The organism is Burkholderia sp. AU33803, from assembly GCF_002223095.1.
In the GTDB taxonomy this organism is placed as follows: domain Bacteria; phylum Pseudomonadota; class Gammaproteobacteria; order Burkholderiales; family Burkholderiaceae; genus Burkholderia.
This window is the reverse complement of the sequence record NZ_NKFJ01000008.1, coordinates 292,136-315,445: the sequence shown is the minus strand read 5'-3', so window position 1 is coordinate 315,445 and position 23,310 is coordinate 292,136. Positions and strand designations below refer to the sequence as shown.

Here is a 23,310-nt window from a genome sequence, read left to right as displayed (position 1 = left end):
TCCGCCTTCGGCGACTCCGCCTTCGGCGGGACCGTCGTGTCGCTGTTCACGGGCGAGGGCCTCCCGCCCGGCGGCTTCCCGGCAGCGCTGTCACGCAAAGGTGTCGAAGTGCGAGGCGTCGGCGCCGGATCTCGTCGGCACCTCGGACGAAATCCGGGAGCGGCTGCTGGCCGATCCGGTGGTCGGCCAGGTGCGGGAGTTGCGCGTCGAACTGCCCTACAACCTGCCGTTCGAGAATTATCTGCAGATTCTCGACGATGTCATCACGCATATCGCGCCGGCACGCGGGTGGCGGCCCGCCGATCGGCGCGAACCGGTTGCGGCCTGAGCGGCGGCGCGGATGCGGGCCGATGGAGCGCGCCGCGTAGTCGCGATCGATTATTTCCGCGCGCCGGCGATGATCGCCTCGGCCGCCCGGATCACCGGGAGATCGACCATCCGGCCGTCCAGGCTGAACGCGGCGCCGCCGTGTTTCGCGGCTGCATCGATCACGCGGCGCGCCCACGCCTGCTCGTCTTCCGAATAGCCCATCGCATCGTTCACGCCGGCGACCTGCGCCGGGTGGATGCACAGCTTGCCGCCGAAACCGAACGCGCGCGCACGCCGCGCATCGGCCGTCAGGCGCTCGGCATCGTCGGTGCGCGTGGTCACGCCGTCGATCGGCGCGGGCAACTGCGCGCGACGGGACGCGGCCACGATCGCATTGCGCGCAAAGGCCAGCTCCGGCTCGTCGGGCGTCGCGCGCATGCCGAGGTCGAGCTGGAAATCCAGATGCCCGAACGCGACGCGCACGACCTGTGGGGCGCGCGCCAGCGCATCGGCCGCATCGAGCCCGGCCAGCGATTCGATCAGCGCGACGAGTTGCGCGTGCTCGCCGAGCTGCGCCGCCACCGTGCGCAGCGCGCCCGCATCCTCGGACTTCGGCAGCATCACGACTACGCCTTCCGCGACCCAGTCGCTCAGCAGCGCGAGGTCCGCGTCGTGCCACGGCGTGCCGACCGCGTTCACGCGCACGACGGTGCGCGCACGCTGCTTGGCCGTCAGCAGCGGCAGGTGCTGCGCAAGCTGCGCGCGTGCGTCGTCCTTGCTGTCGGGGCTGACGGCATCCTCGAGGTCGACGATGATGCAGTCGGCACCCGAGTCGAGCGCCTTCGCAAAGCGCTCGGGGCGGGTGGCCGGCACGAACAGCAGACTGCGCGCGTGATGGGCGGGGGAGAGGGGCTTGGACATGGCTCAGATCACGCCGGCGGCGCGCAGTTGTTCGATATCGGCGTCGGTGCGCCCGAGTTCGTGCAGGATGGCCGAGCTGTGTTCGCCCAGCGCGGGCACCGCGTCCATGCGCACGTCGAAGCTGTCGATCGTGGCGGGCGGCAGCAGCGCCTGCAGTTCGCCGGCCGGCGAGTCGATCGTGCGAAAGCGCTGGCGCGCGTGCAGTTGCGGATGCGTCCAGAGATCGCCGATCTGGTTCACGGCGGCGTTCGCGATCTGCGCTTCGTCGAGCCGCGCGATCACGTCCTGCGCGGTGAGTGTGGAAAACGCCTGTTCGATCACGGCCTTCAGTTCCGCACGGTGTTCCGAGCGGTGCACGTTGGCGTCGAAGCGCGGATCGGTCGCGAGCGCCGGGTCGCGCAGCACGACATCGCAGAAAGCCTTCCATTCGCGCTCGTTCTGCAGGCCGAGCATCACGACGCGGCCGTCGCCGGCCTTGAACGGGCCGTACGGATAGATGGTCGCGTGCGCGGCGCCGTTGCGGCCCGGCTGCTGCTGGCCGTCGTACGCGTAGTACATCGGGAAGCCCATCCACTCGGCCAGCGCCTCGAGCATCGAAATTTCCACGTGCGAGCCGATGCCCGTGACGCCGCGCTGCAGGAGCGCGCTGAGGATGCCCGTGTACGCATACATGCCCGCTGCGATGTCGGCGATCGAATTGCCGGCTTTGCAGGGCTCGTCGGCCGTGCCGGTGATCGACAGGAACGCCGCCTCGCTCTGGATCAGCAGGTCGTAGGCTTTCTTGTCGCGGTAGGGGCCGTCGGCGCCATAGCCGGAGATGTCGCAGACGATCAGCCGCGGGTGCTTCGCGTGCAGCGCATCGAACGACAGGCCCATGCGCGCGGCCGCGCCGGGCGCGAGGTTCTGCACCAGCACGTCGGCCTGGGCCACGAGTTCGCCCAGCACCTTCTGTGCGGCCGGTTGCTTCAGGTCCAGCGTGAGGCTTTCCTTCGACCGGTTGGTCCACACGAAGTGCGACGCGAGACCGCGGGTGCGGTGATCGTACGCCCGCGCGAAATCGCCCACGCCGGGGCGCTCCACCTTGATGACGCGCGCGCCGAGGTCGGCGAGCTGGCGCGTGCAGAACGGCGCGGCAATGGCGTGTTCGAGCGTGACGACGGTCATCCCGCTCAGCGGGCCGGGTTGAGCTTTGCGAGCTTGCATGGTCGGATCGTTATTCCAGTTCGGCGCTGGCCTGCATGGCCAGCTGCCCTTGCGGGCCGCACGCCCACAGGCGGGCGGCAGGTCCTTCGAGCTTGCCGTTCAACGTGAACGGCGCGGTGTCGAACAGCGGGCTGACGGCCTTGAAGTCAAAGGTGCGGACGGTCTTGCCGGGGTGTGTGCGGCGCAGTTCCTCCAGCAGCAGCATCGCGATCAGCGGGCCGTGCACCACGAGGCCCGGATAGCCTTCTTCCTGCATCGCGTAAGGCCGGTCGTAGTGAATCCGGTGGCCGTTGAAGGTGAGCGCGGAAAAGCGCATCAGCAGCACCGGATCGGGCGTGACGATGCGCGAATACTGCTCGTCGGTCGGCGCGGGTGCCGGCTGCGGTGCCGGTGCGCCGGCACCGGCAGGGGGCGGCGCGTCGCGATACACGATGTCCTGTTCCTCGCGGATCGCCATGCCTTGCGCGTCGCCGATCTCATGCAACACAGTCACGAACACGAGCCGGCCGCTGCGGCCGGACTTGCTCTGCACGCTCAGGATCGTCGACCGGCGCTGCACGGGCGCATCGACGGCCAGCGGCCGCAGGAACTGCAGCCGTCCGCCGGCCCACATGCGGCGTGGCAGCGTGACGGGCGGCAGGAAGCCGCCGCGCCGCGGGTGACCGTCGACGCCGATGTTCGACTGTCGCTCGCCCGGCAGGAAGTACAGCCAGTGCCACAGCGGCGGTAGCGTCGCGGGGAGTTCGGATGGGTTCGCGTAGTCCAGCGTCGCCTGCAGCAGGCGGATGGGTGCCTGGGTAATCCGGTCCGCGCTGTCTTCACTGCGGCCGACCCACGCGTCGAAGGATTCGGAAGGCTCGACACTCATGGTGTTTCGTGCTCGATGATGGAAGTGTCCGGCAGGCAGCCGGCGCCTGTATTTCCGGTGCCGGCTCCCCCGGCCGTCACCATGCGTTGACCCGTTCTGGCACGGCCGCGAACAGATCGGCTTCGAGGCTGTAGTCGGTCACGATGAAGATAGGTGATTCGGAATCCTTGTTGATCGCGACGATTGCCGCCGAATCCTTCATGCCGCCCAAATACTGGATCGCCACCGAGATACCGACCGCGACGTACAGCTGCGGCGCGACGATCTTGCCGTTCTTGCAGATCGGGGACCTGAATCTTCATGGAGAGGAATCCTTCCGGAATCAGTAGGAGCGGGGCAGCTGCAGCACATGCTCGGCTACGTGCCCGAGGATCATGTTGGTGGAAATCGGCGCAACTTGGTAAAGGCGCGTTTCGCGGAACTTGCGCTCCACGTCGTATTCGCACGCAAAGCCGAAGCCGCCGTGCGTCTGCAGGCACGCATTGGCCGCTTCCCAGCTGGCCTTGGCCGCCAGGTACTTGGCCATGTTGGCCTCGACCCCGGCGTTCTGGCGCGCGTCGATCTTCTCGCACGCGCGCCAGCGCATCAGGTTCGCGGCCTCCAGCTCGATGAACGATTCGGCGAGCGGAAACTGGATGCCCTGGTTCTGCCCGATCGGGCGGCCGAACACCTTGCGCTCGACCGCGTAGTCGCGCGCTTTCTCGAGGAACCAGTAGCCGTCGCCGATGCACTCGGCCGCGATCAGCGTGCGCTCGGCGTTCAGGCCGTCGAAGATCACCTTCAACCCTTTGCCTTCGGTGCCGAGCAGCGCGTCTTCCGGCAGCTCGAGGTTGTCGAAGAACAGCTCGTTGGTCTCGTGATTGACCATGTTGAGGATGGGGCGCACCGTGAGGCCGTTGCCGATCGCCTTGTCCAGCTCGACGATGAAGCACGACAACCCGTCGCTCTTCTTCTGCACCTGGTCGAGCGGCGTGGTGCGCGCGAGCAGGATCAGCAAGTCGCTGTGCTGAACCCGCGAGATCCACACCTTCTGCCCGTTGATGACCCAGCGGCCGTCCTTCTTCACCGCCGTGGTCTTGAGCTTGGTGGTGTCGCTGCCGGTGGTGGGCTCGGTCACGCCCATCGACTGCACGCGCAGTTCGCCCGCCGCGATGCGCGGCAGGTAGCGCTGCTTCTGCGCGTCGGTGCCGCTGAACACGATGGTGTTCATCACGTACATCTGGCCGTGGCACGCGCCCGAATTGCCGCCGGAGCGGTTGATCTCTTCCATGATGACCGACGCCTCGGCCATCGACAGCCCCGGGCCGCCGTATTCCTGCGGAATCAGCGCGGCCAGCCAACCGGCCTGCGTGAGGGCCGTGACGAACGCTTCGGGGTAGCCGCGCGCCTCGTCGATCTTGCGGTGGTAGTCGGCCGGAAACTGATTGCACAGGCCGCGTACCGCGTCGCGGATTGCCTGATACTGGTCGGGGGCGGAGAAAACGGAGGCGCTCATGAATCGTGTCTCGTCATTGGCATGGGTCGAGTCCATAATAAGTTTTGATGGATTTCTTAAACAATAGAATTTCCTGATCGTCGAATCAGTTTTTGGTATCGAGGTATCCGCGATGGATCTCAAGCAATTGCGTGCGTTCGTCACCGTGGCCGAAACGGGCAACGTCACCCGGGCGTCGAGCCTGTTGAATCTCGTGCAGCCGGCCGTGTCGCGCCAGCTGCGCCTGCTCGAGGACGACATGGGGACGGAACTGTTCGACCGCAGCCGCCACGGGATGCAGCTCACGCCGTCGGGCAAGACGATGCTCGAATACGCGCGCCGCATCCTCAACGAGGTGGCGCACGCCAAGGCCGAGATCCAGCCGACCGACGGGCCGGTGGCGGGCATCGTGAGCATCGGGTTGCTGGCCAGCACGTCGGACCTGCTGGCCACGCGGCTGGCGGGCGAGGTGGCGCGGCGCTACCCGCACATCCGGCTACGGCTCACGATCGGCTACGCGGGCCACCTGCAGGACTGGCTCGAAGCGGGCGATGTCGATGCGGCGCTGCTGTACGGGCAGAAGGAGACGCCCGCGCTGCACGTGAAGGCGTTGATCGACGAGAGTCTGTGGGCCGTCGCCGCGCCGTCGGCGAAGCTGTCGCACAAGCGGCCGGTGTCGCTGGATCGGGTCGCGCGCGAGCCGTTCATCCTGCCTTCTGCGCCGCAGGGCCTGCGCGCGGCGATCGAGCACGCGGCGGCCGAGGCGGGCGTGACGTTGCAGGTGTTCGCCGAAACCAATGCGCTGAGCGTGCAGAAGGAACTGGTCGCGCAAGGCCACGGCTGGACGATCCTGCCGGCCGTTGGCGTGACGCAGGAGGTCGAGCGCGGCATCCTGAGCGCGGCGCCGCTCGCGTCGCCGGGCGTCCGGCGCACGATCGTGCTGGCGGCGCCCAGCAGCCGGCAGGCCACGGCGCCGGTGCGCTGCGTGGTCGGTGTGCTGCTCGATTGCGTGAAGGCGACGTTCGACCAGGGCGACTGGCCCGATGCGCGTTGGCTGGGCTAGGGCGAGCGTGTTGTCGGGGTGAGCCGCCTCGGATGCGGTCTTACCCCGGCGGGACAGGCCGGCGTGCCGAAGCGGCCGGCCACCCGCGCACCGGGTGTGCCGGGCCGGGAGAGCGGGGGAAAGGCCCGTTTGACGGGCCCGGATGCAGTCGAGCGTGCGCCGTCAGCGAGTCGGATTCCGTCGATCGAGATGGGTGTTCAACGTTGCCTGAACGCGTTCTCGCGCCTGGGTGTTGATCCGGGCATCCAGCAGCATGATCACGGCGGCGACCAGGAAAATCACCAGGCTGACCGTCACGACGATACCGGCCAGCCACGGGGCGGGGAGATTGGCGAGGGTCGCCGTCGCGTCGCTGCCTCGTTCGAAACTGGCCGCTGCCATGCCGCAATAGTGCATCCCGCACACGGCCACGCCCATGACGATGGCCGAACCGATCTGGCGGGTTCGGCCGAATGTGCTCGGCCTGCGCAGGTCGAAGGCTAGCAACAAGGCGGCGCCGCTTGCCAGGATCGCGATGATGACGGACAGCACGACCAGCCAGGGCTGGTATCGAATACCGGCGCAGATGCTCATGGCCTGCATGCCGAGATAATGCATGCCGGCGACGCCCAGTCCCATGACGATTGCGCTGACGATGAGTTGCGGCCAGTGCAGGGCGAAGCGGGCGAGCGGGACGAAGCCGACCGTCGAAGCCGCAATCGCGATCAGCAAGGAAGCGACGGTGGTGGGAATATCGTATCCGACGGCCACCGGCAGGTGAAATGCCAGCATGGCGACGAAATGCATCGACCAGATGCCGAGCCCCATGATGCACCCGCCGAACGCGATCCAGGGCCAGATCGAACGATTCCCGATGAGATTCAGGCGGTCGGAGATATTGAGTGCCGTGAACGATGCGAGGATCGAAAGCAGGCAGGAAAGGACGACGAGCGTCGGGTCGTAGGTGCCGGACATGATCGTTATTCTCGGTTATAGGCTTTTTGGTCGTTTGAGGGCGCCCTGTTTTTGCGAGTGCGCCATCCCCTCGTGTGTCCCGCAAATATACCGAAACCCGGCATCGAATCAAGGGCGCCGCTGCCGACTCAGGGGGGGCGTCGGTGCGACGGACATCCCGGGATCGTGCCGGTTTTTCGGTCCCGGGCGGACCGGATCGAATGCGCCGTGCGCGCATGGGGCGCGCGGAGGTAGTCCGGCTGGCCGCCGTCCGCGCCGGCCTCATCACGACGTCGCCGATCTGCGATAATGTCGGCCGCCTTGGCGGACGGCAGCGTACGATTTCGTTGCCCGCCCGCCGTGAATTCGTAACAGGAGAGTCCCGTGCGCGACATCATCGACGGCTTCCTGCGCTTTCAGCGCGAGGTCTATCCGCAACGTGTCGAGCTGTTCAAGCAGCTCGCCACCGCCCAAAATCCCAAGGCGCTGTTCGTGACGTGCTCGGACAGCCGCGTGGTGCCCGAGCTGCTGACGCAGCGCGAGCCCGGCGAGCTGTTCGTGATTCGCAACGCCGGCAACATCGTCCCGTCGTACGGACCGGAACCGGGCGGCGTGTCGGCGACCGTCGAGTATGCGGTCGCCGTGCTCGGCGTGCGGGACATCGTCATTTGCGGGCACTCGGATTGCGGCGCGATGGGCGCGATCTCACGGTGTACGTGTCTCGACCATATGCCGGCTGTCGCGAACTGGTTGCGCCATTCCGATGCCGCGAAAGCCATCAATGCCGCGCATCAGTTCGACTCCCCGCGGGACAAGCTCGACGGTCTGGTGCGCGAGAACGTGATCGCGCAGCTCGCCAACCTGCGCACGCATCCGTCGGTTGCGCTCGCGCTCGAGCAAGGACGCATGAATCTGCACGGTTGGGTCTACGACATCGAGATGGGGCGCATCGACGCACTCGACGGCACCACGCGCCGCTTCGTCCCGTTGAGCGAGTCGCCGGCCACGGTGGCGGTCAAGTCGTACTGAGCGCCGGCGCTTCGTTCCGGCCGGTCGTATCCACCCGGCCGAGTCGGACAATCGAAAGCGCCGATCAGCGGTCCGATCTGTATCGGCAGTCGCGAAGGTCGGTTCCACCCATGCCCGGCGACTTCGTCTCGATCACGGCGTCCTGCACCCGACGCGGCCGCGCGAAGTCCGGCGGCCGCAAAGCGGGGCGATCGCAGTTGTAGATCGCTGCGTGACGCCCCGTGCCGTCACGCTTGCGGCGCGACGGATGCGCCCGAGATGCCATGCCGCCGCAGCGAATCCGCGACGAAGCCCGACGCCTTCATTTCCTCGACGAACGCATTCAATGCCGCCGCGGCCGCTTCGCCGCGGCTCTTCGGCACACCCATGGCCTGCCGGATCACCATGAACCGCTCGTCGAGCAGGCGCAGGCCGGGCGTTTTAGCGGCGTCGGCCTCGAGCTGCTGCTTCACGCCTGCGGCCACTTCCAGTTGTTGTTCGACGAAGGTCTGCACGACGGCTTGCGACGTTGGCGCACGCACGATCTGCGCGGCCTTCAGTTCGCGCGTGAGGAACAGGTCGTAGGCGCTGCCCTTGCCGACGGTCACGCGGTTGTCCGGCTGGTCGACGTCCGCGTTCGTACGGATCGGCGACGTGTCCCGCACCAGATAGAACCCTTCGATCAGCACATACGGCGCCGTGAACGCGACCGTTGCGCCGCGCAGCGGATCGACCGCGAAGAAGCCGAAGTCGGCGCGCTCGTCGGTCAGCGCCTGCACCGATTTGCCGGCAGTGTCGAACACGACCAGTTCCAGCTCGGCCGACAGGCGCTCGGCGAACGCGCGCGCGAGGTCGATCGACACGCCGAACGGTTCGCCCGTCGCCGGGTCGCGGTTCGCGAGGATCGGGTTGCCGAGGTTGATCGACGCGCGCAGCTTGCCGGTCGGCGTGAACGCGGAGAGGACGGACGGGGCGAGGGGCATGGGAGGCTCGTGACGGTCGTAGGGGCAGGGTGTGGCGCGCGGCGATGCGCAACCGCGCGTCGGCATCGAGCTTATCACCTGGCTTTCGTCATCGAGCGGCGTCGGGCGGCGCAAGCGTGCCTTCGGCGCCCATCTGGAGCCGCGAGACCGGTGCGTTCCCGTCATCGTGCGGCCCCGACAGCGATGGACGGGCAATGGAATTGCGTGGCCGCGAGAGGCGATTTGAAGCGGGAAGAGGGGGGCGACTTGCTTGCTTCGTGCCAGCGGCGGCTGTCGGCTGGCTGTGGCGTCGTTCCCCGTCGACGCCGTCCCGCCGGGCGCAGTGGGCCTTGATTCGCCCGGCAACCGCTAGAATTGCGGTTTTAGTCCGGAATACGTCCATGTCTTTTGCCTCGCTCGGCCTGATCGATCCCTTGCTGCGTAACCTGCAGGACCTCAATTACCAGGCCCCGACGCCGGTGCAGGCCAAGGCGATTCCTGCCGTGCTCGGTGGCAAGGACGTGATGGCGGGCGCCCAGACCGGCACGGGCAAGACGGCCGGGTTTGCGCTGCCGCTGCTGCAGCGGCTGGTGCAACACGGCCCGGCGGTGTCCAGCAACCGCGCACGTGTGCTGGTGCTGGTGCCCACGCGTGAACTGGCTGAACAGGTGCTGCAAAGCTTCATCGCGTACGGCAAGGGCCTCGATTTGCGGTTTCTGGCCGCTTACGGCGGCGTGAGCATCAATCCGCAGATGATGAAGTTGCGCAAGGGCGTGGACGTGCTCGTGGCCACGCCGGGCCGTTTGCTGGACCTCAATCGCCAGAACGCGGTGCAGTTCGATCAGGTGCAGACGCTGGTGCTGGACGAAGCCGACCGCATGCTGGATCTCGGTTTTGCGCGCGAACTCAACGCCGTCTTTGCCGCGCTGCCCGCGCAGCGTCAGACGCTGCTGTTCTCGGCCACGTTTACCGACGATATCCGCGCGATGGCGGCGACGATTCTGCGCAGTCCGGTCCACATCAGCGTCAGTCCGCCCAATGCCACGGCCAGCAAGATCAAGCAGTGGGTGGTGACGGTGGACAAGCGGAACAAGCCCGATCTTTTCATGCACCTCGTGGCCGAGAACAAGTGGGAGCATGCGCTGGTGTTCGTCAAGACGCGCAACGGCGTGGATTACCTGGCGGCGATGCTGGACGAAGCGGGCTATGCGGTCGACACCATTCACGGCGACAAGCCGCAACCGGCGCGCCTGCGTGCGCTGGAGCGCTTCAAGACGGGCGAAGTCCAGATGCTGGTGGCCACCGACGTGGCGGCGCGCGGGCTGGATATCGACGACCTGCCGCTGGTGATCAACGTGGATCTGCCGATCGTGGCGCAAGACTACGTGCACCGCATCGGCCGTACCGGCCGCGCGGGCGCCAGTGGCGTGGCGGTGTCCCTTGTGTGTGCGGATGAGGCGCCGCAACTGGCCGCGATCGAAGCGCTGATCAAGCAAACGCTGCGCCGTGAAGAAGAACCGGGTTTCGAGGCCGAACACCGCGTGCCGGAAACCAGCGCGACGGGCGAGATCATCAAGAAACCCAAAAAGCCCAAGAAGCCGAAAGTGCCGCACGCTGCGTCGGCGGCCATGCCGGTGTCGGGTAAGAAGCCGCGTCCGCAAGGTGGCGAGAACAAGCGCAAGGCTGCGGCGCCGCACGCGAAGCCGGCCGGTAACGGACCGGACTACACCATCGGCAGCCCGTTCAGCGTGCAGAAGCCGCGTGGCAAATCTGCCGGCAAGCCGGCCGCGGGCGCGCGCAAGCCGGCTGGCAAACCCGCTGGTGCCCGCGGGAAACGTCCGTCCTGATTGCAAAGGCAGATCGAGAGACGGGACGGATGGCCGGGAAAACCGTTCGACTGCGTGTTGCGGCAACAGCGGGTGCGAGCACCGCTGGCGAAGGCTGGAACCTGCAATCCGCCGCCGCAGCCTTGCGGAATTCTGTCCCGCTATGGGATCGGCTTTACTGCCATTCACCGGGATGACAGATCACCCAACCCGGAAGGTAGCTATCCATGTCCGTATGACCCCAGCACCAGTTGTGCTGGTGAAGGGTCTTCATCAGTCGTTCGCGTTGTGCGCAGGCGCTTCCCGGCGCATATTGCCCGTCAGGCAACAACTTCGGTGCCGGGCCGTTCCGGCATTGGTCATTGGCGACTTCTTCCTGACGCATCAATGCCTGGACGGCAGAGGGAATGGTGCGGGCCAACGTGGCCTTGTATTCGATGCAGGCTGGCGCCTTGGGATCGTTGGACTTGCGGGCACATTGGGACTGAAGCTTGTCGATGTTTCTCGATACTTCGGGTGGATACGTCTCGGCGTGCGCTGCAGCAAGACATCCGGCCATCAACAGACAGGCGGCAAGTGATCTGATCAAAATCATTTCGCGTATGACACGATGCATCGGGTAGCTCGGGAACGGGCGAATTATGGCATGTGCGCGCGGTCCGGATTCGAGGGGCCTGCCCGGGTGCGGCCCGTGCGATGATGTGCAATGACTGACTTGAGAGATGAAATGACGACACCATTCGACGAGGCGACAACGGCGGCGATCGCCGCGTTTGCCCAATTGGATTTCTACACGGCTTCGCAGGCGATGCGCGCCGAAGCGGACTACGACCACGAACGGGACCAGTGGATCTCGCGCTATATCGACGAGCACGGCGGCGGCGCGGACGATGCCGAATACGACGCGTTGCACGCGCGGGCGCAGGCAACCCCGGAATACGCGCAGTTCATCGACGCGGCTCGACAGGAAATCCTCGAATACTTCGGCGTGACCGACGAGCAACTGGACTGGATGGTCGTGCTGCGCAACGACGACAGCGACGAGCTTTGGGCGGAAGTCAACCGGCAGCGGAGCGCGCTGGGAACCGGTGAGGTGCGCGGGGATCTCTGATCGTTGTTTGCCATCGGGGTCGCAGGTCGCGCTGCGTGCGGGGCTGGCGTCAGGTCGATCGCGAGACCGTTTCAACGATACGTATGACGGCTCCGGCCGTGGCGACGGCATGGATGGGAATGCATCATGTCAACCGAGTGGAATCACCGCGTCAGACTGTTTGTCCAGCGTTTCTGGCAGCCGACCAGTGCGTGCATGACGTGCATGCCGGGGAGCTGGGGAAATATCATGAGCCTCGCCCACTGGACTATCGCATTTCATACGGGTCTGCTGACCGGGCTCCTGGCTGTCCTTCTGACGTTCACGCCTGTGGCAAAACTCTATGCGCATCGATACGGCAATGCGCTGATCGTTGGCGTCCTGACCGCGTTGGGCGACGCCTACTCGCACACGAGTCACTACCGCATCCCCTATGTCGAGCACATCGTGACGGGTGCAATTTCAGGTGTCTTGACGCTTGCGGCGTCATATCTCTTCGAAGACCGCGCGCGACGCGTTCGGGCGGTGTGGGCTCGGATTGTCGGACAGCCCGTCCGCTGACTTTCCGAACCCACCGGGCCAAACGGAAAGCGATTCCCCGGTGAGGCTACGCTTCATGAACTACCGGCCCGGAAAGCCGCGCTGATGGGCGAGCGCGACGTGCACCAGCCGACCAGACCCCCCGTGGCCGAAACAGCAACCGTCGGTTTTCGCCAACGTGAATCCGTCCATCGCGCCGATCTGGCAATATGCATCGACAGACCTCAGCCAGGGCACCCCATGCACATCGCGATTCTGACCTTCCAGGGCTTCAACGAACTCGATTCCCTCATCGCGCTGGGCGTACTCAATCGAATCAAGAAGCCCGACTGGCGGGTGACGCTGTCATGCCCGGAGCATTTCGTCACATCGATGAACGGTGTGACCGTGCAGGCGCAGTCGACGTTGGCGGACGCACGCGCGGCGGATGCCGTCATCGTCGGGAGCGGTATTCAAACCCGGGAGGTCGTCAACGACGCGACGTTGATGGAGCAACTGAATCTCGATCCGACCCGGCAACTGATTGGCGCCCAATGTTCGGGCACGCTGGTGCTGGCAAAACTCGGCCTCCTCGACAACATCCCGGCATGCACGGACCTCACGACCAAGCCGTGGGTCGTCGAGGCGGGCGTCGAAGTCCTCAATCAGCCATTCTTCGCACAAGGTAATGTCGCAACGGCAGGTGGCTGCTTTGCTTCGCAGTATCTGGCCGCGTGGATCATTGCGCGCCTGGAGGGCGAGGAAGCCGCACGGAGCGCACTGCACTACGTGGCGCCGGTGGGGGAGAAGGAGGAATACGTTGCTCGCGCGTTGACGAACATCACGCCTTACCTGCCGTAGCGCGCAAAAAAAATGGCGCTGCCTCCATCGCAGTGAGCCGGGTTCAGCGGCAACGTCGGGTTCCCGACAGCGGCTTCACCCAGGTGCCCGGCTGCCACGTCGTTCGGCTGCGGGGTGGAAGAGGGCGCGAGAATGTTCGCTGACCCGTTCAGGCAGAGCCATTCAGTGACGCCGGCTTGCAACGGATCGGACTCCACCAGCCAGTTCGTATGACAAAGACGGCAGCGATATTGTCGTACGACGATTGCAGGCCGACCTAGCGGCCGCAATTTCGTTGGCTTGTGCAATTCCACCAGTCCGCGATGGGCGACGGGATCGGAAGTCGCGTGCATGGTCGTGCAGGCTTCGCAAGGCATGGAGGTCAGCCTTTCAGGAACGCGTTGGATCGGTGAAGCGCTTCTTCGCGCATGGCTCAAATCGTCCGCTGATTGCAACGTGATCGGCAGTGCGTCCGTCCGGTGTTCAATTCAAGCAAATCCGCCATCGTGGTGTGCGTCGATTGTCGGTCGTGACGGATATTCTGGTGCGGCATCGAAGGAACGCTCTCCTTCTCCGTGGCGCGAATGCGGGCGATTGCGCATCTCATCCGGACTCCTCAGTTTGAAATCGGCTTACCGGACGCATCCTTGATTTTCGCTTTCCATTGCGTGCGGATTTCGGACACCACCGATTCGGGAAGCGAGATGTAGTCCAACTCCGTGGCGGCCTGGTTGCCGTTGTGGAATGCCCAGTCGAAGAACTTCAGCGTTTCCGCACCTTGTGCCGGTTTCTCTTGCGTTGCATGCAGCAGCACGAACGTCGCGCCGACGACCGGCCACGCGTCCTTGCCCGGCTCGTCCGTCAGGATCTGATAGAACGACTTCGACCAGTTCGCGCCTGCAGCAGCGGCCTTGAACGTTTCCGTCTTCGGCTCGACCACCGTGCCCGTCGAGTTCTTCAGCGCGGTGTAGACCATGTTGTTCTTCTTCGCATACGCCCATTCGACGTAGCCGACCGCGCCCGGCAGGCGCTGCACGAACGCTGCGACGCCGTCGTTGCCTTTGCCGCCCGTGCCCGTCGGCCAGTTGACCGTCGTGCCTTCGCCGACCTTCGACTTCCATTCGCCGTTGACCTTCGACAGGTAGTTCGTCCAGATGAAGCTCGTGCCTGAGCCGTCAGCGCGGCGAACCACGGCGATGTCCGTGTCCGGCAGCTTGACCTTCGGGTTCAGCGCGGCGATCGCCGGGTCGTTCCACTTCTTGATCTTGCCGAGGTAGATGTCGCCGAGCACCGGCCCCGACAGCGTCAGTTCGCCGGCCTTCACGCCCGGCACGTTGACGACCGGCACCACGCCGCCGACCACCGTGGGGAACTGGAACAGGCCGGCCTTCGCGAGCTCGTCGTCCTTCAGCGGAGCGTCCGAACCGGCAAAGTCGACCGTCTTCGCGTTGATTTGCTTCAGGCCGCCCGACGAGCCGATGCCTTGATAGTTGACCTTGCCGCCGCCCGCCTTCTTGTACGCGTCTGCCCACTTTGCGTAGATCGGTGCTGCAAACGTGCTGCCTGCGCCGGTGATATCTGCCGCGTGAGCATGGAGGGCAACAAGCACCAGGGTGCAGGGCATCAAGATCCGGATGTTCACGTAACGTCTCCTGTCTGCTATCGGCATGCCGGCCCGCAAGCAGGCCTCGGTTGAGAAGTCTGACGGGTCAGGTCGGGGCTGTCGGTCGCCTTTCGGTAACGCCTGTCGATTGACCGCGGCAATGAACGTCTCGCGATTGCTTTCGGGCGCGTCGCGCCATTGCATGAGTGCAGCAGCCTGCGTGCCGATTTTTTTCGTATGACGTTCGCCGGGAGCTTGATTGCAACGCACCGCAACCGGGGCCGCAGGCAGCGACCGGCTGGGCTGGATCGTCACCGACGATCGGGTAGGTCAGACGAAGGGCGAAGTCCGTCATCGTGCGCGGTAAATGGTCCCGCAACGAAGAGTGATAGGAGTATTGCAGTTGGCTGTGAAAATTCAAGGAAGGCGCAATGGCCCGATCCGCCGGATTCAATGCACGTCACGGGCGACGATGGAGGCCAACGCCCGATCGCCATCGCGTTGTGCGGTGTCTTCAGTGGAAAAGATGTCGGTACTGAATGCGATCAGTTTGAAGCCGGATCCCGCGGAGCGAGGAACCGTGATGCCCCAGTGCCAGCCGCCATCTTGCTGGAACACGTGGAGCGCAGGGGGTGCTGGGTTCAATGCTGGTGAAGAAGTCGTCATCGCGTGCTCTCCCGTCATGGGACGACTGCGGGCAACTACATCGGACGCGCGAACCCAGTCTACGAGCACTTTTGCTGCGGCGCAATATTCGAGTTTTACGAAAATGCCCATGTGTGAAACGCCACAATTTTGAAATACAAATATGCAACGTCGGCGATGGCTGGCATATTGATGTGACGATTGGGATTTTCCGGAGGCTTCATGGATCGCAGTTCGCTTGTGTGGGCGGGGGTGCCGCATAGCAGCGATGGCGTCGTGTTTCAGGTTCGCGTCGGCCACGGCCTTCAGCGTTTTCATATCGCTCGATCGATTCTCGAGAAGGCGTGCGACCTCGAGCGACTGGCGTCTGACGCACGACAGCTCGAATGCTTTTACGAGCATCTGACGCCGATCCTGGCAGTCGCGCGGAAGACGCGCTCAAAGGCGAAGGCCGATACGGTTTCGCTGAATGTTTCGGATTTTGTTCGAACGGGGAGCGCTCGGGGCGAGCAGGGAGCTTGGGCCGTGATGCGGTGAGCGCCGCAAGGCGGTTGAGAAGAGCGGCGGCGTTCCTGGTCTTGAAACGGACGGGCGTGGGACTTGGCGTGCGTCACGCGTTGCGTCTCGTCACGTGCGGCGCAGGGTCTGCTGCAGTGTTGGCGGGATGTTTTTTGCGGGCTCCCGCGTAGTCTCGCGCTTGAGCTTGAGCTTGAGCGTCGCGATGAAAGGGCGTCGCTCGATGACCGAATACCCATGAATGAAAAGCGCTGGCCGGTGAACTGGCCAGCAAAATGGTCCTGGCGATCCGAGGTTGAGTGTGCCAGAACCAAAGGCACTGAACGGCGTGCGCTCAGCCGGACGAACATGTCAAACGATCGGCCCCGAAAATCGGGGCTTATCCGGCTCGACCTTGCGCAATAATCTGTGATCGCAGTTTAGGCTGGGCTAACGGATGCGACCAGACGTGCACGCGCGCTCGGAAACTTGAAGGCATCGCAGGGCTGCTGCGGTACTGTCCATGTTGCGATCATCGCGGCGGTCGGCAGATAGTCGGGATCGGCCGACGCGACGCCGGCCCACATGCCGGGAGACACCTGTCTGCCGTGGAGATAAAAGTGCAGCTCCCGGCCGGCGCGATCGCAAATGCACCTGATTCTCTCGACCGATTGGCCCAAGGCTCTAATCCGTGCGATCTGGTTGCGATCCAGCTCGAACAGGGCACTCACCACGCCGTCACAATCGCCGATGCCAATCATGTTGCTGTCATCAGTCAATGCCCATGTCGGATGCGGCGTGCCTAGGCGCAGCATGAAATACTCTGCGGACTCTGAACCAACCATACTGTTTCTCCTGCAAAAGATCCGTCGTTCTGCGAACTGAAGATCAACGAAACCGAACGTTCATCCAATCCCTGTTCACTTCGCCGTACCAATGGGCGGGCGCAACAGTGAAGCGCCCTGTGCCCGCCGCTTCCCAAACCCTACACGCTCGCCTGACGCGTCACGGATTCGGCGGCGATACCGTCCTCCGAACCGGAAAGTCTCACCGCGACAGCCGCCGCCGCCGTGCTCCCGTAGACGTTCAGGGCGGTTCTCCCCATGTCGAAAAACGCGTCGACGCCCAACAGCAGCAGTACCGCATCGGCCGGCAACCCGATCGACGTCAGCACGATGGTGATGGCGACGATCGCCCCGGACGGCACATTGGCGGCTCCGTCGATGGTGATGATCGTCAAAATCAAGATCGTGATCACCAGCGGCCAGGACCAGGCGAGATGATAGGCGTCGGCCAGATAGCCGACCGCAAGGGCCGTGTAGAGGACCGCGCCGTCGCGATTGAAAATATAGGCGAGCGGCAAAATCGTGGACGCCACGCCGTGGGGAACGCCGAATTCGACCAGCTTCTTCAGGTGCAACGGGTAGGTAATTTCGGAGGACCGCGTCGTGAAACCCAGGATCAGCGGCTCCTTCACTTTCCTGAGAACGGCGAGAGGCGACTGACCGGCGACGCGAATGACGACGGTGAGTATCACCGCCAGCACCGCCATGCCGAGATAAGCCACGCCCAGGAGCTCGACGAGCGAGTGCACGCCGCTGAAACCCTTGGCCGACAACAGTTGCGCGATCGCGGCGAAGATCGCGAGCGGCGACCATGCGATCACCCACTGGGTCATTTTGAACAGGCCGGACAGCAGCGCCTCGAAAACGGCAATCGCGGGCTCGGCACGCTCCGGGGCAGCCGCCAATGCGGCACCGAGAATGACGCCGAAAACGAGTACCGGGAGAGAATTCCCGGCAGCGAGCGCAGCGACGATGTTCGCGGGGATCAAGTCAACGAGAAATTTCGTCCAGTCGATGCTGGATGCGAGTGCTGCGGGCATCGATCCGGACGGAGTGAGGCTCGCACCGAGACCCGGCCGAAATGCGAAGTTGAGCAGCAGGCCGAGCGACGCAGCCAGGCCAGTCATCAAAACGAAGAAGACGATGCTGGCGAGTGCGACCTTTCCGAGTCGTTCGCGCAGTCGGCCCGCACGAAAGACACCGACCGTGACCGACAGGAAGATCAATGGCATGACGACCATCTTGATCGCATGGCCGAACATCGCGCTGAGAAAGCCCAGTTTCCCGGCAAAGCCGGGAGCAAATACGCCGCAAGCGACGCCCAGGACGAGCCCGCCAAGCATTTGCAGCGGGAGGGAAAGGCCCTTATTTTTCGTGTTCATGCCGCGCCTTGAGTAGTTTTATCCGTGCGGGCGTACCGTCAACGATGTGATTCCACATATGCTGACGCGCAAGCTCGCCGTCGTTCGCTTCGATTGCGTGAAAGATTTTCAGGTGCTCGATCGTGCCGCGCCGAACGGTTTCGGCATCGCTACGCGGAAGTTCGTTTAGCGCCAAGGTTTGGGCGCGCAACAAACTATACGCGGACGAGATTCGGAAGTTCCTTGCTGCAGCAAATAACGCTTGATGAAAGACCCAACCGACGCGTTGCTCGAGCATGATGTCCGCGACGTCCTGGTCGATCAGCACCTGCATTTTCTCTGCCGCGTCGCGAAGGTCTGCCGTTACGCCCGACTTGGCTGCAAGAAACGCGGCTGTACTCTCGAGGGCCAGCCGCATTTCAAAAATTTCGCGGAGATCGCTCGTAGTCGGCGACGCGATATAGGTCCCACTCTTTTCGATCACGACGACCAGCCCTTCGGACTCGAGCAAATGCAATGCGCTGCGCACCGGCATTTGGCCGAAACCGAGTTCGTCCGACAGGCCTCGATGCGATACTTTCTGTCCAGGCGCAAGGCGGCCGTCAAAGATCCTCGATCGGATCTCGTCGTAGGCAAGCTCTGCATCTGTCGAGACTTTCGACGTCATCTGTGATCGCAGTTAGCGTATGATTGAAAAAGAGATAACGGATAGAAAATTACCCTTACTGGTAACGCCCGGCAACTGATAATTTTGCGAGTGGGTATGCTGAAAGCGAACCGGAAGATTATTTGCGTCCAGAAGCGAGCCGACAATTAGATGACTTCACAAGATGTGCGCTTTACCATCTGCGCCGTTCGCGCGGAAGAAACCTATCCCCTCAGGGCCGCGATCTTGATGGCTGGAGATGAAGAAGGGAGTGCGTTACCCGGAGACCTCGCCCCGACGACCATGCACTTTGCCGTGCGTGATAACGACGGCATTGTGGCTGTGGCGTCGGTGTGCCAAGAAGGACAATCCGGTGTTTTGAATGCTGAAGCCTGGCGCCTTCGCGGCATGGCCGTCCATCCATCGGTGCGTGGTCTGGGATTCGGACGCCTGCTGGTCAATCTATCCATTCGTTATGTCCGCGAACAGCGTGGATTATTGCTCTGGTGTACGGCGCGGGAATCGGCATACCCATTTTATGAAATGCTCGGCTTTAATCGCGATCCGAAACCGATTTCAATGAAAGGTCGCGACGACATGAGGTTCTATCTCATGCAGCGCCAGATCGGGGGCTGATTTTCGTTGGGTGCGGACGTCAGATGACTAGATCGTTTATGCGTGGCCTAGTCCGGCGTTACTGCGCTGAGCCATCTCCGATTGCGTGTGATGTCCGTGGATTTCTGCAATAAGGGTCTTGATTCGCCGAAGTGATTGCGTCGAACCGTCCTCGTCATGAGGAAGAATCTGGCCAGTTCGAGACATGCGCCGCAATCGCTCAGTTCGTCGAGCGTCGTCAAAGCCCCATTGACGATCATGCTCTGGATAGGCATCATCACCCGATGAACTCCGACGCGCTCAACTCCATGATGTGCACCATGATCGCCAGTGGCGAGTCGTGGGAATCGTGACGTTCATTCATCACATATAGACTTCCTCAACGGCCCCGCCAGTCATGACGGGGCCGTTTCTTTTCAGTCGCTCCGAATGTATTGGCACGGACAGGAGTGATTGCATGCATGACAGAGTACGTGTTGACGTCCTTCGGAATGCTGCCGGCGTGGCAAACCGGTCGCGTGGCGAGAGGAGCGCGGCATGCTGACGATACGAAAAGCGAATTGCGATGACGCCCTCGCTGCATGGGATATCCGTCATGCGTCGGTGCATGCCGCGTGCGCCGGTTACTATCCCGAGGCAGCCCTTTCCGGATGGGTGGATGGCACGCCTTCGGACAAATGGGTCAGCATCGTCGAACGTGACTTTTACGTTGCCGTCGATGATGGGCGGGTTGTCGGTACCGGTATGCTGACGATCGCAAGCGGGCAAGTGGACGCCATCTTCGTCCGGCCGTCACACATGGGGCGCGGCATTGGATACGGGATTCTGCAGTTCGTCGAGACCTTGGCCGGCACTCACGGACTCGTCGAAATACGTCTCGATGCAACGCTGAACGCGGCGCCGTTCTATCGTCGTTGCGGCTGGACGGGCGACGTGGTTTCGACTTACCGAACTTCGCGTGGAATCGAATTGGCTTGTGTGCCAATGACCAAGTGCCTTGCAGCGGACGCGTAGACTGCCACCCGCATCCGGCAGTGGTCGGCCGTGACTCACACCCCTGCGACCAACGACCGTAACCGGGAATATCATTGGTGCGCTTCGGGTCGTTTTGAGCCGGTCGGAATGGTCGTGCTGTGCAGTGACGACAGCGATGAGCTTTGGGCTGAAGTCAACCGGTAGCGGAGCGCGCCGGGAACCGGTGAAGTGCGCGGCGATCTCTGACCCCTGCTTGTCATTGGGGCCTTGAGCTGTCCGGCATCTCGTCATGGTCCGTCGACCGCCGGGTTTGTGATCCTGGCCAGTCGATTATCGATACACGATCTGCGCTGCAAGGTCACGCTTGATCGATGTCGCCATTCTTCCGAGCTCGGGATATTCGTCCGGCTGCAGATATGGCACTTTCGATGTCAAATCAAGCGTTCGGGTCACGCTGATGGTTCTGCCTTCCATCGCATAGGACGACGTATAAGTGCCGAACGGCGAAGTAATGGTGACGGGCTTGGGCAGGCTCAACACTTTCATCGAGGCCGGCAATTCCAGTTTCGTGATTTCGCTGAAGTGTCCTGCCTTGAACAGGAACGGAGTTTTGCGCCTGGCCGAACCTACCCCGTCAATGGCACTGGATATCGTGTTGAGGCCGCCCAATCCTCTTGGGACGCGCATGGCGCCGGGGCCGGGGAGAGCGGTGTAGTCCGGTAGTTCGAACACACTGGAAAACGAAAACGCCATCCAGAGATCATTGATGTCGCCATGGATGTAGCGGCCGGTGCCGTCCAACCCGCTCGCAGTCAGAAACGCCTGCGCAAACACCGGTTCCGAACCAGCCGGCAGCCGGGAGAATACGGAACGCGCGACCCAGTCGTATTCGCCGCCGTTCTTGACTTCGCTATCGCCACGAACGGTGCCGAGTTTGTCGAGTGCGACGTGCGTAATGACCGTCACCGTGTCGGCATCGGGGCGTGCAACGGGAAGGACGACCAAGCGAGACTGCTCATTGCCGACGCCGGTCAACAACGCCTGCTTTCCCTGCTCGTTGAAAGGAAGCGTGCCGAATCGCGCCGTGCCCGCGGTTGAGTCAAGGTAGATATCGAACTCGGGAACGTAGGTGATCGCGTGATTGAACACAGCCAACGGACTGGCGGCCGAAGGCAGCCAATAGCGGCTGTCCGCGTTCACGAGCACCGTGTCGCTCGCGATGCCTTTGGCTGCCAGCAGCGCCTGCAGCAGCGTCGTATGGTCCTTGCAGTCGCCATAGCGTGCATGCAGGACGTCTTGTGCGCTATGCGGAACGACGCCGCCGAAACCGAGGAACACTGCGACGTAGCGGATGTTTCGGCTGACCCATTGATAGAGCGCATCTGCCTGATCGCGCCGGCCGGCGATTCCCTTCGTGACCTCGTCGGCCAGCGTTTGCACGTCGGGCGTAATGGTCGCCTGCGGCCGCGCACGGGCGGCGTATGCCTGCCCGAGCGCCGCGTAACCCGGGAACGTCGTGACCACGATCCGCGGGCTGCGATCCTCGATGCTCGGCGCATTGGCTTCGAGTGGCTGCGCAGTTGCACCTTTTATCGTCCAGCGCCATGTCTGCCGGCCGTCGACATCCGCTGCAACCCGTCCGCCCTGCATATCGACCACATCGGCATACAGTTTCATTGAGGATGGCGCATTGATCGTAATGCTGGCGCTTTGGATCGGCTTGTTGTTCGGAAACGTGTCGTCGGCCGAGAAATTGCCGGGGAAAAGCGGTGTGACCTGTGTCTCACGCGTGTGCATGGTCACGGTCGCGCCAGGTTCTACGCCGGGAAAGACGATCGTCTTGACGAGGTTGTCGTCGAAGGTGGCGGCGTGGATGCTCGACGCGCTTTGACGAGTGAAAATTGCATTGGACGGGACGTCGATCCGTACGCCGTCGCGCGTGGTGGTGTAAGCCTCGATCACGTCGAACTTCTGCAACTCGGGGCTATATCGATACGAAACCTGACCGTACGACCTGACGCCCTGTTCCGTCTCTATCCGGATCGACCTGGATTGGTCACGAATCGACGAACTGTCGCGATTCACCGTGTAGACCGTGTCGTCGGACAAGACGGTTGCGGGTGGAGAGAAATCAGCGGAAAAAGCGGCAGCAGCGTGCATGGCGACTACCGCCACCGCGAGGTGTGACAGTCGCATGCAGCCGATTGAAATGGATCGGCCGTCTCGTGCAATCAGCATGTGGATTGCCCTCGTGGTTTCTTATCTTCCTCTTGCGAGGAGGGAAGCAAGAAACTACCACGACGACGAGCATACCGCTACGAATCGCGGTGCGCGTGCGAAATTGACTTGCGCGTGTCTTGTTTGCATCGACAGGAAGTTGTCGGTTGATTGCAAGCCATGTCGCCAGCATCCGCGACATGTCGTAGCCGGGTACACTCAGTGCCGCCAAAACGGCGAGACGGGTTCATCGGCGCGCAATCGGAAGAGTCAGTACGTCTTCTGCAAGAAGCGTTCGCCACGCCCGATCTCGGCAGCCTCGATGTCGTCTCGCGAGCGTTGGCGCCTCGATTCCCATGCAGCAACAGGAGAACCCGATGATCAAAGTCAGTGTCATGTACCCGTACACCGCAGGCGCACGATTCGATCATGCTTACTACCGCGACAAGCACATGCCAATGGTGAAGCAGCGGCTCGGTGCGGCATGTCTGTACTACACGGTCGACAAGGGCATCGCAGGCGGTGCTCCGGGCACTGAGCCTGTCTACGTGGCCAAGTGCGACTTCGTCTGCACGTCTGTCGAAGCCTTCCAGGCGGCGCGGGATCCGCACGCGCAGGAGATCATGGCCGACATCGCCAATTACACGGATATACAGCCCGTGCTTCAAATCAGTGAGGTGGTCGTAGAGCGTTCGGAAGTCTGACCAAGGCTCGGATGTCGCCACGCACCGCATCCGCTGATGGCATACCCCTGCAACGGGGCGACGCTTATGCGGCCATTCCGACGTTGTATCGAAGCCTGGGCCTTTCCAGGTCGCCTGTCGGACCCCACGGTCCGCGCCTGCAAGCAGGAAGTTGAACGTTCGCAGTAGGATAGGGCTCTGCTATGCGC

23 protein-coding genes and 1 pseudogene are annotated in these 23,310 nt (G+C 63.3%); 10 read left to right on the top strand and 14 right to left on the bottom strand.

The annotated features are described in order from the left end of the window. Positions 1–100 precede the first annotated feature (100 nt). Positions 101–328, top strand: a complete 228-nt coding sequence (locus tag CFB41_RS32980) for a hypothetical protein (protein WP_373558637.1) — start codon at positions 101–103, stop codon at positions 326–328. A 50-nt stretch (positions 329–378) separates the two neighbouring features. Here the strand turns inward: CFB41_RS32980 and CFB41_RS32975 are convergent, their stop codons facing one another. The 5 genes and pseudogenes from CFB41_RS32975 to CFB41_RS32955 form a co-directional block, all read right to left on the bottom strand. Continuing rightward, positions 379–1,230: a CoA ester lyase gene (locus tag CFB41_RS32975; RefSeq protein ID WP_089459491.1), complete on the bottom strand. Its 852-nt coding sequence runs from the start codon at positions 1,228–1,230 to the stop codon at positions 379–381. Positions 1,231–1,233: 3 nt separating this feature from the next. Further along, on the bottom strand, positions 1,234–2,433 hold the full coding sequence (locus tag CFB41_RS32970; RefSeq protein ID WP_089459490.1) for a CaiB/BaiF CoA-transferase family protein: 1,200 nt from the start codon (positions 2,431–2,433) through the stop codon (positions 1,234–1,236). Positions 2,434–2,443: 10 nt separating this feature from the next. After that, positions 2,444–3,301 (bottom strand): MaoC family dehydratase N-terminal domain-containing protein, encoded by an 858-nt coding sequence (locus tag CFB41_RS32965; protein ID WP_089459489.1) that lies wholly within the window; start codon positions 3,299–3,301, stop codon positions 2,444–2,446. A 76-nt stretch (positions 3,302–3,377) separates the two neighbouring features. Then, positions 3,378–3,578: pseudogene (locus tag CFB41_RS32960) on the bottom strand (FAD-binding protein); the annotation flags it as partial. 45 nt (positions 3,579–3,623) lie between these two features. Continuing rightward, positions 3,624–4,796, bottom strand: a complete 1,173-nt coding sequence (locus CFB41_RS32955) for an acyl-CoA dehydrogenase family protein (protein ID WP_089459745.1) — start codon at positions 4,794–4,796, stop codon at positions 3,624–3,626. Positions 4,797–4,908: 112 nt separating this feature from the next. Here CFB41_RS32955 and CFB41_RS32950 point away from each other — a divergent pair, with 112 nt between their 5' ends. Beyond that, the gene (locus CFB41_RS32950; RefSeq protein WP_089459488.1) at positions 4,909–5,838 is read left to right on the top strand and encodes a LysR family transcriptional regulator; all 930 of its coding nucleotides are present in this window, start codon (positions 4,909–4,911) and stop codon (positions 5,836–5,838) included. A 162-nt stretch (positions 5,839–6,000) separates the two neighbouring features. Here the strand turns inward: CFB41_RS32950 and CFB41_RS32945 are convergent, their stop codons facing one another. Beyond that, positions 6,001–6,792, bottom strand: a complete 792-nt coding sequence (locus CFB41_RS32945) for an MHYT domain-containing protein (RefSeq protein WP_089444375.1) — start codon at positions 6,790–6,792, stop codon at positions 6,001–6,003. A 363-nt stretch (positions 6,793–7,155) separates the two neighbouring features. Between CFB41_RS32945 and CFB41_RS32940 the strand changes: the two genes are divergently transcribed. Next, positions 7,156–7,800 carry a carbonic anhydrase gene (locus CFB41_RS32940; RefSeq protein ID WP_089429778.1) on the top strand — a complete coding sequence of 215 codons (645 nt, stop codon included), beginning with the start codon at positions 7,156–7,158 and terminating at the stop codon, positions 7,798–7,800. A gap of 227 nt (positions 7,801–8,027) precedes the next feature. Here CFB41_RS32940 and CFB41_RS32935 read toward each other — a convergent pair whose 3' ends face one another. Continuing rightward, positions 8,028–8,762: an ABC transporter substrate-binding protein gene (locus CFB41_RS32935; RefSeq protein WP_089459487.1), complete on the bottom strand. Its 735-nt coding sequence runs from the start codon at positions 8,760–8,762 to the stop codon at positions 8,028–8,030. Between the two features lie 380 nt (positions 8,763–9,142). Here CFB41_RS32935 and CFB41_RS32930 point away from each other — a divergent pair, with 380 nt between their 5' ends. Continuing rightward, complete coding sequence (locus CFB41_RS32930; protein ID WP_179250266.1) at positions 9,143–10,588, top strand: DEAD/DEAH box helicase; 1,446 nt, start codon at positions 9,143–9,145, stop codon at positions 10,586–10,588. Positions 10,589–10,742: 154 nt separating this feature from the next. On the opposite strand, the gene CFB41_RS32925 is transcribed toward CFB41_RS32930, so the two are convergent. Further along, positions 10,743–11,183: a hypothetical protein gene (locus tag CFB41_RS32925; protein WP_256941336.1), complete on the bottom strand. Its 441-nt coding sequence runs from the start codon at positions 11,181–11,183 to the stop codon at positions 10,743–10,745. A gap of 111 nt (positions 11,184–11,294) precedes the next feature. On the opposite strand from CFB41_RS32925, the gene CFB41_RS32920 reads away from it, so the two are divergent. The 3 genes from CFB41_RS32920 to CFB41_RS32910 all read left to right on the top strand — a co-directional run bounded on the left by CFB41_RS32920 (position 11,295) and on the right by CFB41_RS32910 (position 13,037). Then, positions 11,295–11,678, top strand: coding sequence for an ATP-dependent protease (locus CFB41_RS32920; RefSeq protein ID WP_089459485.1), 384 nt, complete (start codon positions 11,295–11,297; stop codon positions 11,676–11,678). Positions 11,679–11,804: 126 nt separating this feature from the next. After that, positions 11,805–12,218, top strand: coding sequence for a hypothetical protein (locus CFB41_RS32915; protein ID WP_089459484.1), 414 nt, complete (start codon positions 11,805–11,807; stop codon positions 12,216–12,218). Positions 12,219–12,437: 219 nt separating this feature from the next. Next, the gene (locus tag CFB41_RS32910) at positions 12,438–13,037 is read left to right on the top strand and encodes a DJ-1/PfpI family protein (protein WP_089459483.1); all 600 of its coding nucleotides are present in this window, start codon (positions 12,438–12,440) and stop codon (positions 13,035–13,037) included. A gap of 595 nt (positions 13,038–13,632) precedes the next feature. On the opposite strand, the gene pstS is transcribed toward CFB41_RS32910, so the two are convergent. From pstS to CFB41_RS32880, 5 genes are all read right to left on the bottom strand, one after another. Next, entirely contained in the window at positions 13,633–14,640 is a 1,008-nt protein-coding gene (gene pstS / locus CFB41_RS32905; RefSeq protein ID WP_089459482.1) for a phosphate ABC transporter substrate-binding protein PstS, read from the bottom strand. Positions 14,641–15,069: 429 nt separating this feature from the next. Then, positions 15,070–15,285: a hypothetical protein gene (locus tag CFB41_RS39020; protein ID WP_089444558.1), complete on the bottom strand. Its 216-nt coding sequence runs from the start codon at positions 15,283–15,285 to the stop codon at positions 15,070–15,072. A 914-nt stretch (positions 15,286–16,199) separates the two neighbouring features. Continuing rightward, positions 16,200–16,604, bottom strand: a complete 405-nt coding sequence (locus CFB41_RS32890; protein WP_089459480.1) for a hypothetical protein — start codon at positions 16,602–16,604, stop codon at positions 16,200–16,202. Positions 16,605–16,744: 140 nt separating this feature from the next. Continuing rightward, positions 16,745–17,986: a dicarboxylate/amino acid:cation symporter gene (locus CFB41_RS32885; RefSeq protein ID WP_089459479.1), complete on the bottom strand. Its 1,242-nt coding sequence runs from the start codon at positions 17,984–17,986 to the stop codon at positions 16,745–16,747. Next, positions 17,970–18,632 (bottom strand): GntR family transcriptional regulator, encoded by a 663-nt coding sequence (locus CFB41_RS32880; protein WP_089444359.1) that lies wholly within the window; start codon positions 18,630–18,632, stop codon positions 17,970–17,972. The genes CFB41_RS32885 and CFB41_RS32880 overlap by 17 nt, the downstream gene beginning before the upstream one ends. 150 nt (positions 18,633–18,782) lie before the next feature. Between CFB41_RS32880 and CFB41_RS32875 the strand changes: the two genes are divergently transcribed. Next, on the top strand, positions 18,783–19,247 hold the full coding sequence (locus CFB41_RS32875) for a GNAT family N-acetyltransferase (protein ID WP_089459478.1): 465 nt from the start codon (positions 18,783–18,785) through the stop codon (positions 19,245–19,247). Between the two features lie 516 nt (positions 19,248–19,763). Beyond that, positions 19,764–20,240, top strand: a complete 477-nt coding sequence (locus CFB41_RS32865) for a GNAT family N-acetyltransferase (RefSeq protein ID WP_089459476.1) — start codon at positions 19,764–19,766, stop codon at positions 20,238–20,240. Between the two features lie 291 nt (positions 20,241–20,531). On the opposite strand, the gene CFB41_RS32860 is transcribed toward CFB41_RS32865, so the two are convergent. Continuing rightward, complete coding sequence (locus CFB41_RS32860) at positions 20,532–22,439, bottom strand: DUF3857 domain-containing protein (protein WP_089459475.1); 1,908 nt, start codon at positions 22,437–22,439, stop codon at positions 20,532–20,534. 356 nt (positions 22,440–22,795) lie between these two features. On the opposite strand from CFB41_RS32860, the gene CFB41_RS32855 reads away from it, so the two are divergent. Further along, positions 22,796–23,122, top strand: coding sequence for an EthD family reductase (locus CFB41_RS32855; RefSeq protein WP_089459743.1), 327 nt, complete (start codon positions 22,796–22,798; stop codon positions 23,120–23,122). The last annotated feature ends 188 nt before the right edge of the window (positions 23,123–23,310 follow it).

Bases quoted from the DNA above. Each gene is read 5' to 3' on its own strand.
- CFB41_RS32975 (WP_089459491.1), bottom strand. From the start codon at position 1,230: ATGTCCAAGCCCCTCTCCCCCGCCCATCACGCGCGCAGTCTGCTGTTC.
- CFB41_RS32970 (WP_089459490.1), bottom strand. From the start codon at position 2,433: ATGCAAGCTCGCAAAGCTCAACCCGGCCCGCTGAGCGGGATGACCGTC.
- CFB41_RS32965 (WP_089459489.1), bottom strand. From the start codon at position 3,301: ATGAGTGTCGAGCCTTCCGAATCCTTCGACGCGTGGGTCGGCCGCAGT.
- CFB41_RS32955 (WP_089459745.1), bottom strand. From the start codon at position 4,796: ATGAGCGCCTCCGTTTTCTCCGCCCCCGACCAGTATCAGGCAATCCGC.
- CFB41_RS32950 (WP_089459488.1), top strand. From the start codon at position 4,909: ATGGATCTCAAGCAATTGCGTGCGTTCGTCACCGTGGCCGAAACGGGC.
- CFB41_RS32945 (WP_089444375.1), bottom strand. From the start codon at position 6,792: ATGTCCGGCACCTACGACCCGACGCTCGTCGTCCTTTCCTGCCTGCTT.
- CFB41_RS32935 (WP_089459487.1), bottom strand. From the start codon at position 8,762: ATGCCCCTCGCCCCGTCCGTCCTCTCCGCGTTCACGCCGACCGGCAAG.
- CFB41_RS32930 (WP_179250266.1), top strand. From the start codon at position 9,143: ATGTCTTTTGCCTCGCTCGGCCTGATCGATCCCTTGCTGCGTAACCTG.
- CFB41_RS32925 (WP_256941336.1), bottom strand. From the start codon at position 11,183: ATGCATCGTGTCATACGCGAAATGATTTTGATCAGATCACTTGCCGCC.
- CFB41_RS32920 (WP_089459485.1), top strand. From the start codon at position 11,295: ATGACGACACCATTCGACGAGGCGACAACGGCGGCGATCGCCGCGTTT.
- CFB41_RS32915 (WP_089459484.1), top strand. From the start codon at position 11,805: ATGTCAACCGAGTGGAATCACCGCGTCAGACTGTTTGTCCAGCGTTTC.
- CFB41_RS32910 (WP_089459483.1), top strand. From the start codon at position 12,438: ATGCACATCGCGATTCTGACCTTCCAGGGCTTCAACGAACTCGATTCC.
- pstS (WP_089459482.1), bottom strand. From the start codon at position 14,640: ATGCCCTGCACCCTGGTGCTTGTTGCCCTCCATGCTCACGCGGCAGAT.
- CFB41_RS39020 (WP_089444558.1), bottom strand. From the start codon at position 15,285: ATGACGACTTCTTCACCAGCATTGAACCCAGCACCCCCTGCGCTCCAC.
- CFB41_RS32890 (WP_089459480.1), bottom strand. From the start codon at position 16,604: ATGGTTGGTTCAGAGTCCGCAGAGTATTTCATGCTGCGCCTAGGCACG.
- CFB41_RS32885 (WP_089459479.1), bottom strand. From the start codon at position 17,986: ATGAACACGAAAAATAAGGGCCTTTCCCTCCCGCTGCAAATGCTTGGC.
- CFB41_RS32880 (WP_089444359.1), bottom strand. From the start codon at position 18,632: ATGACGTCGAAAGTCTCGACAGATGCAGAGCTTGCCTACGACGAGATC.
- CFB41_RS32875 (WP_089459478.1), top strand. From the start codon at position 18,783: ATGACTTCACAAGATGTGCGCTTTACCATCTGCGCCGTTCGCGCGGAA.
- CFB41_RS32865 (WP_089459476.1), top strand. From the start codon at position 19,764: ATGCTGACGATACGAAAAGCGAATTGCGATGACGCCCTCGCTGCATGG.
- CFB41_RS32860 (WP_089459475.1), bottom strand. From the start codon at position 22,439: ATGCTGATTGCACGAGACGGCCGATCCATTTCAATCGGCTGCATGCGA.
- CFB41_RS32855 (WP_089459743.1), top strand. From the start codon at position 22,796: ATGATCAAAGTCAGTGTCATGTACCCGTACACCGCAGGCGCACGATTC.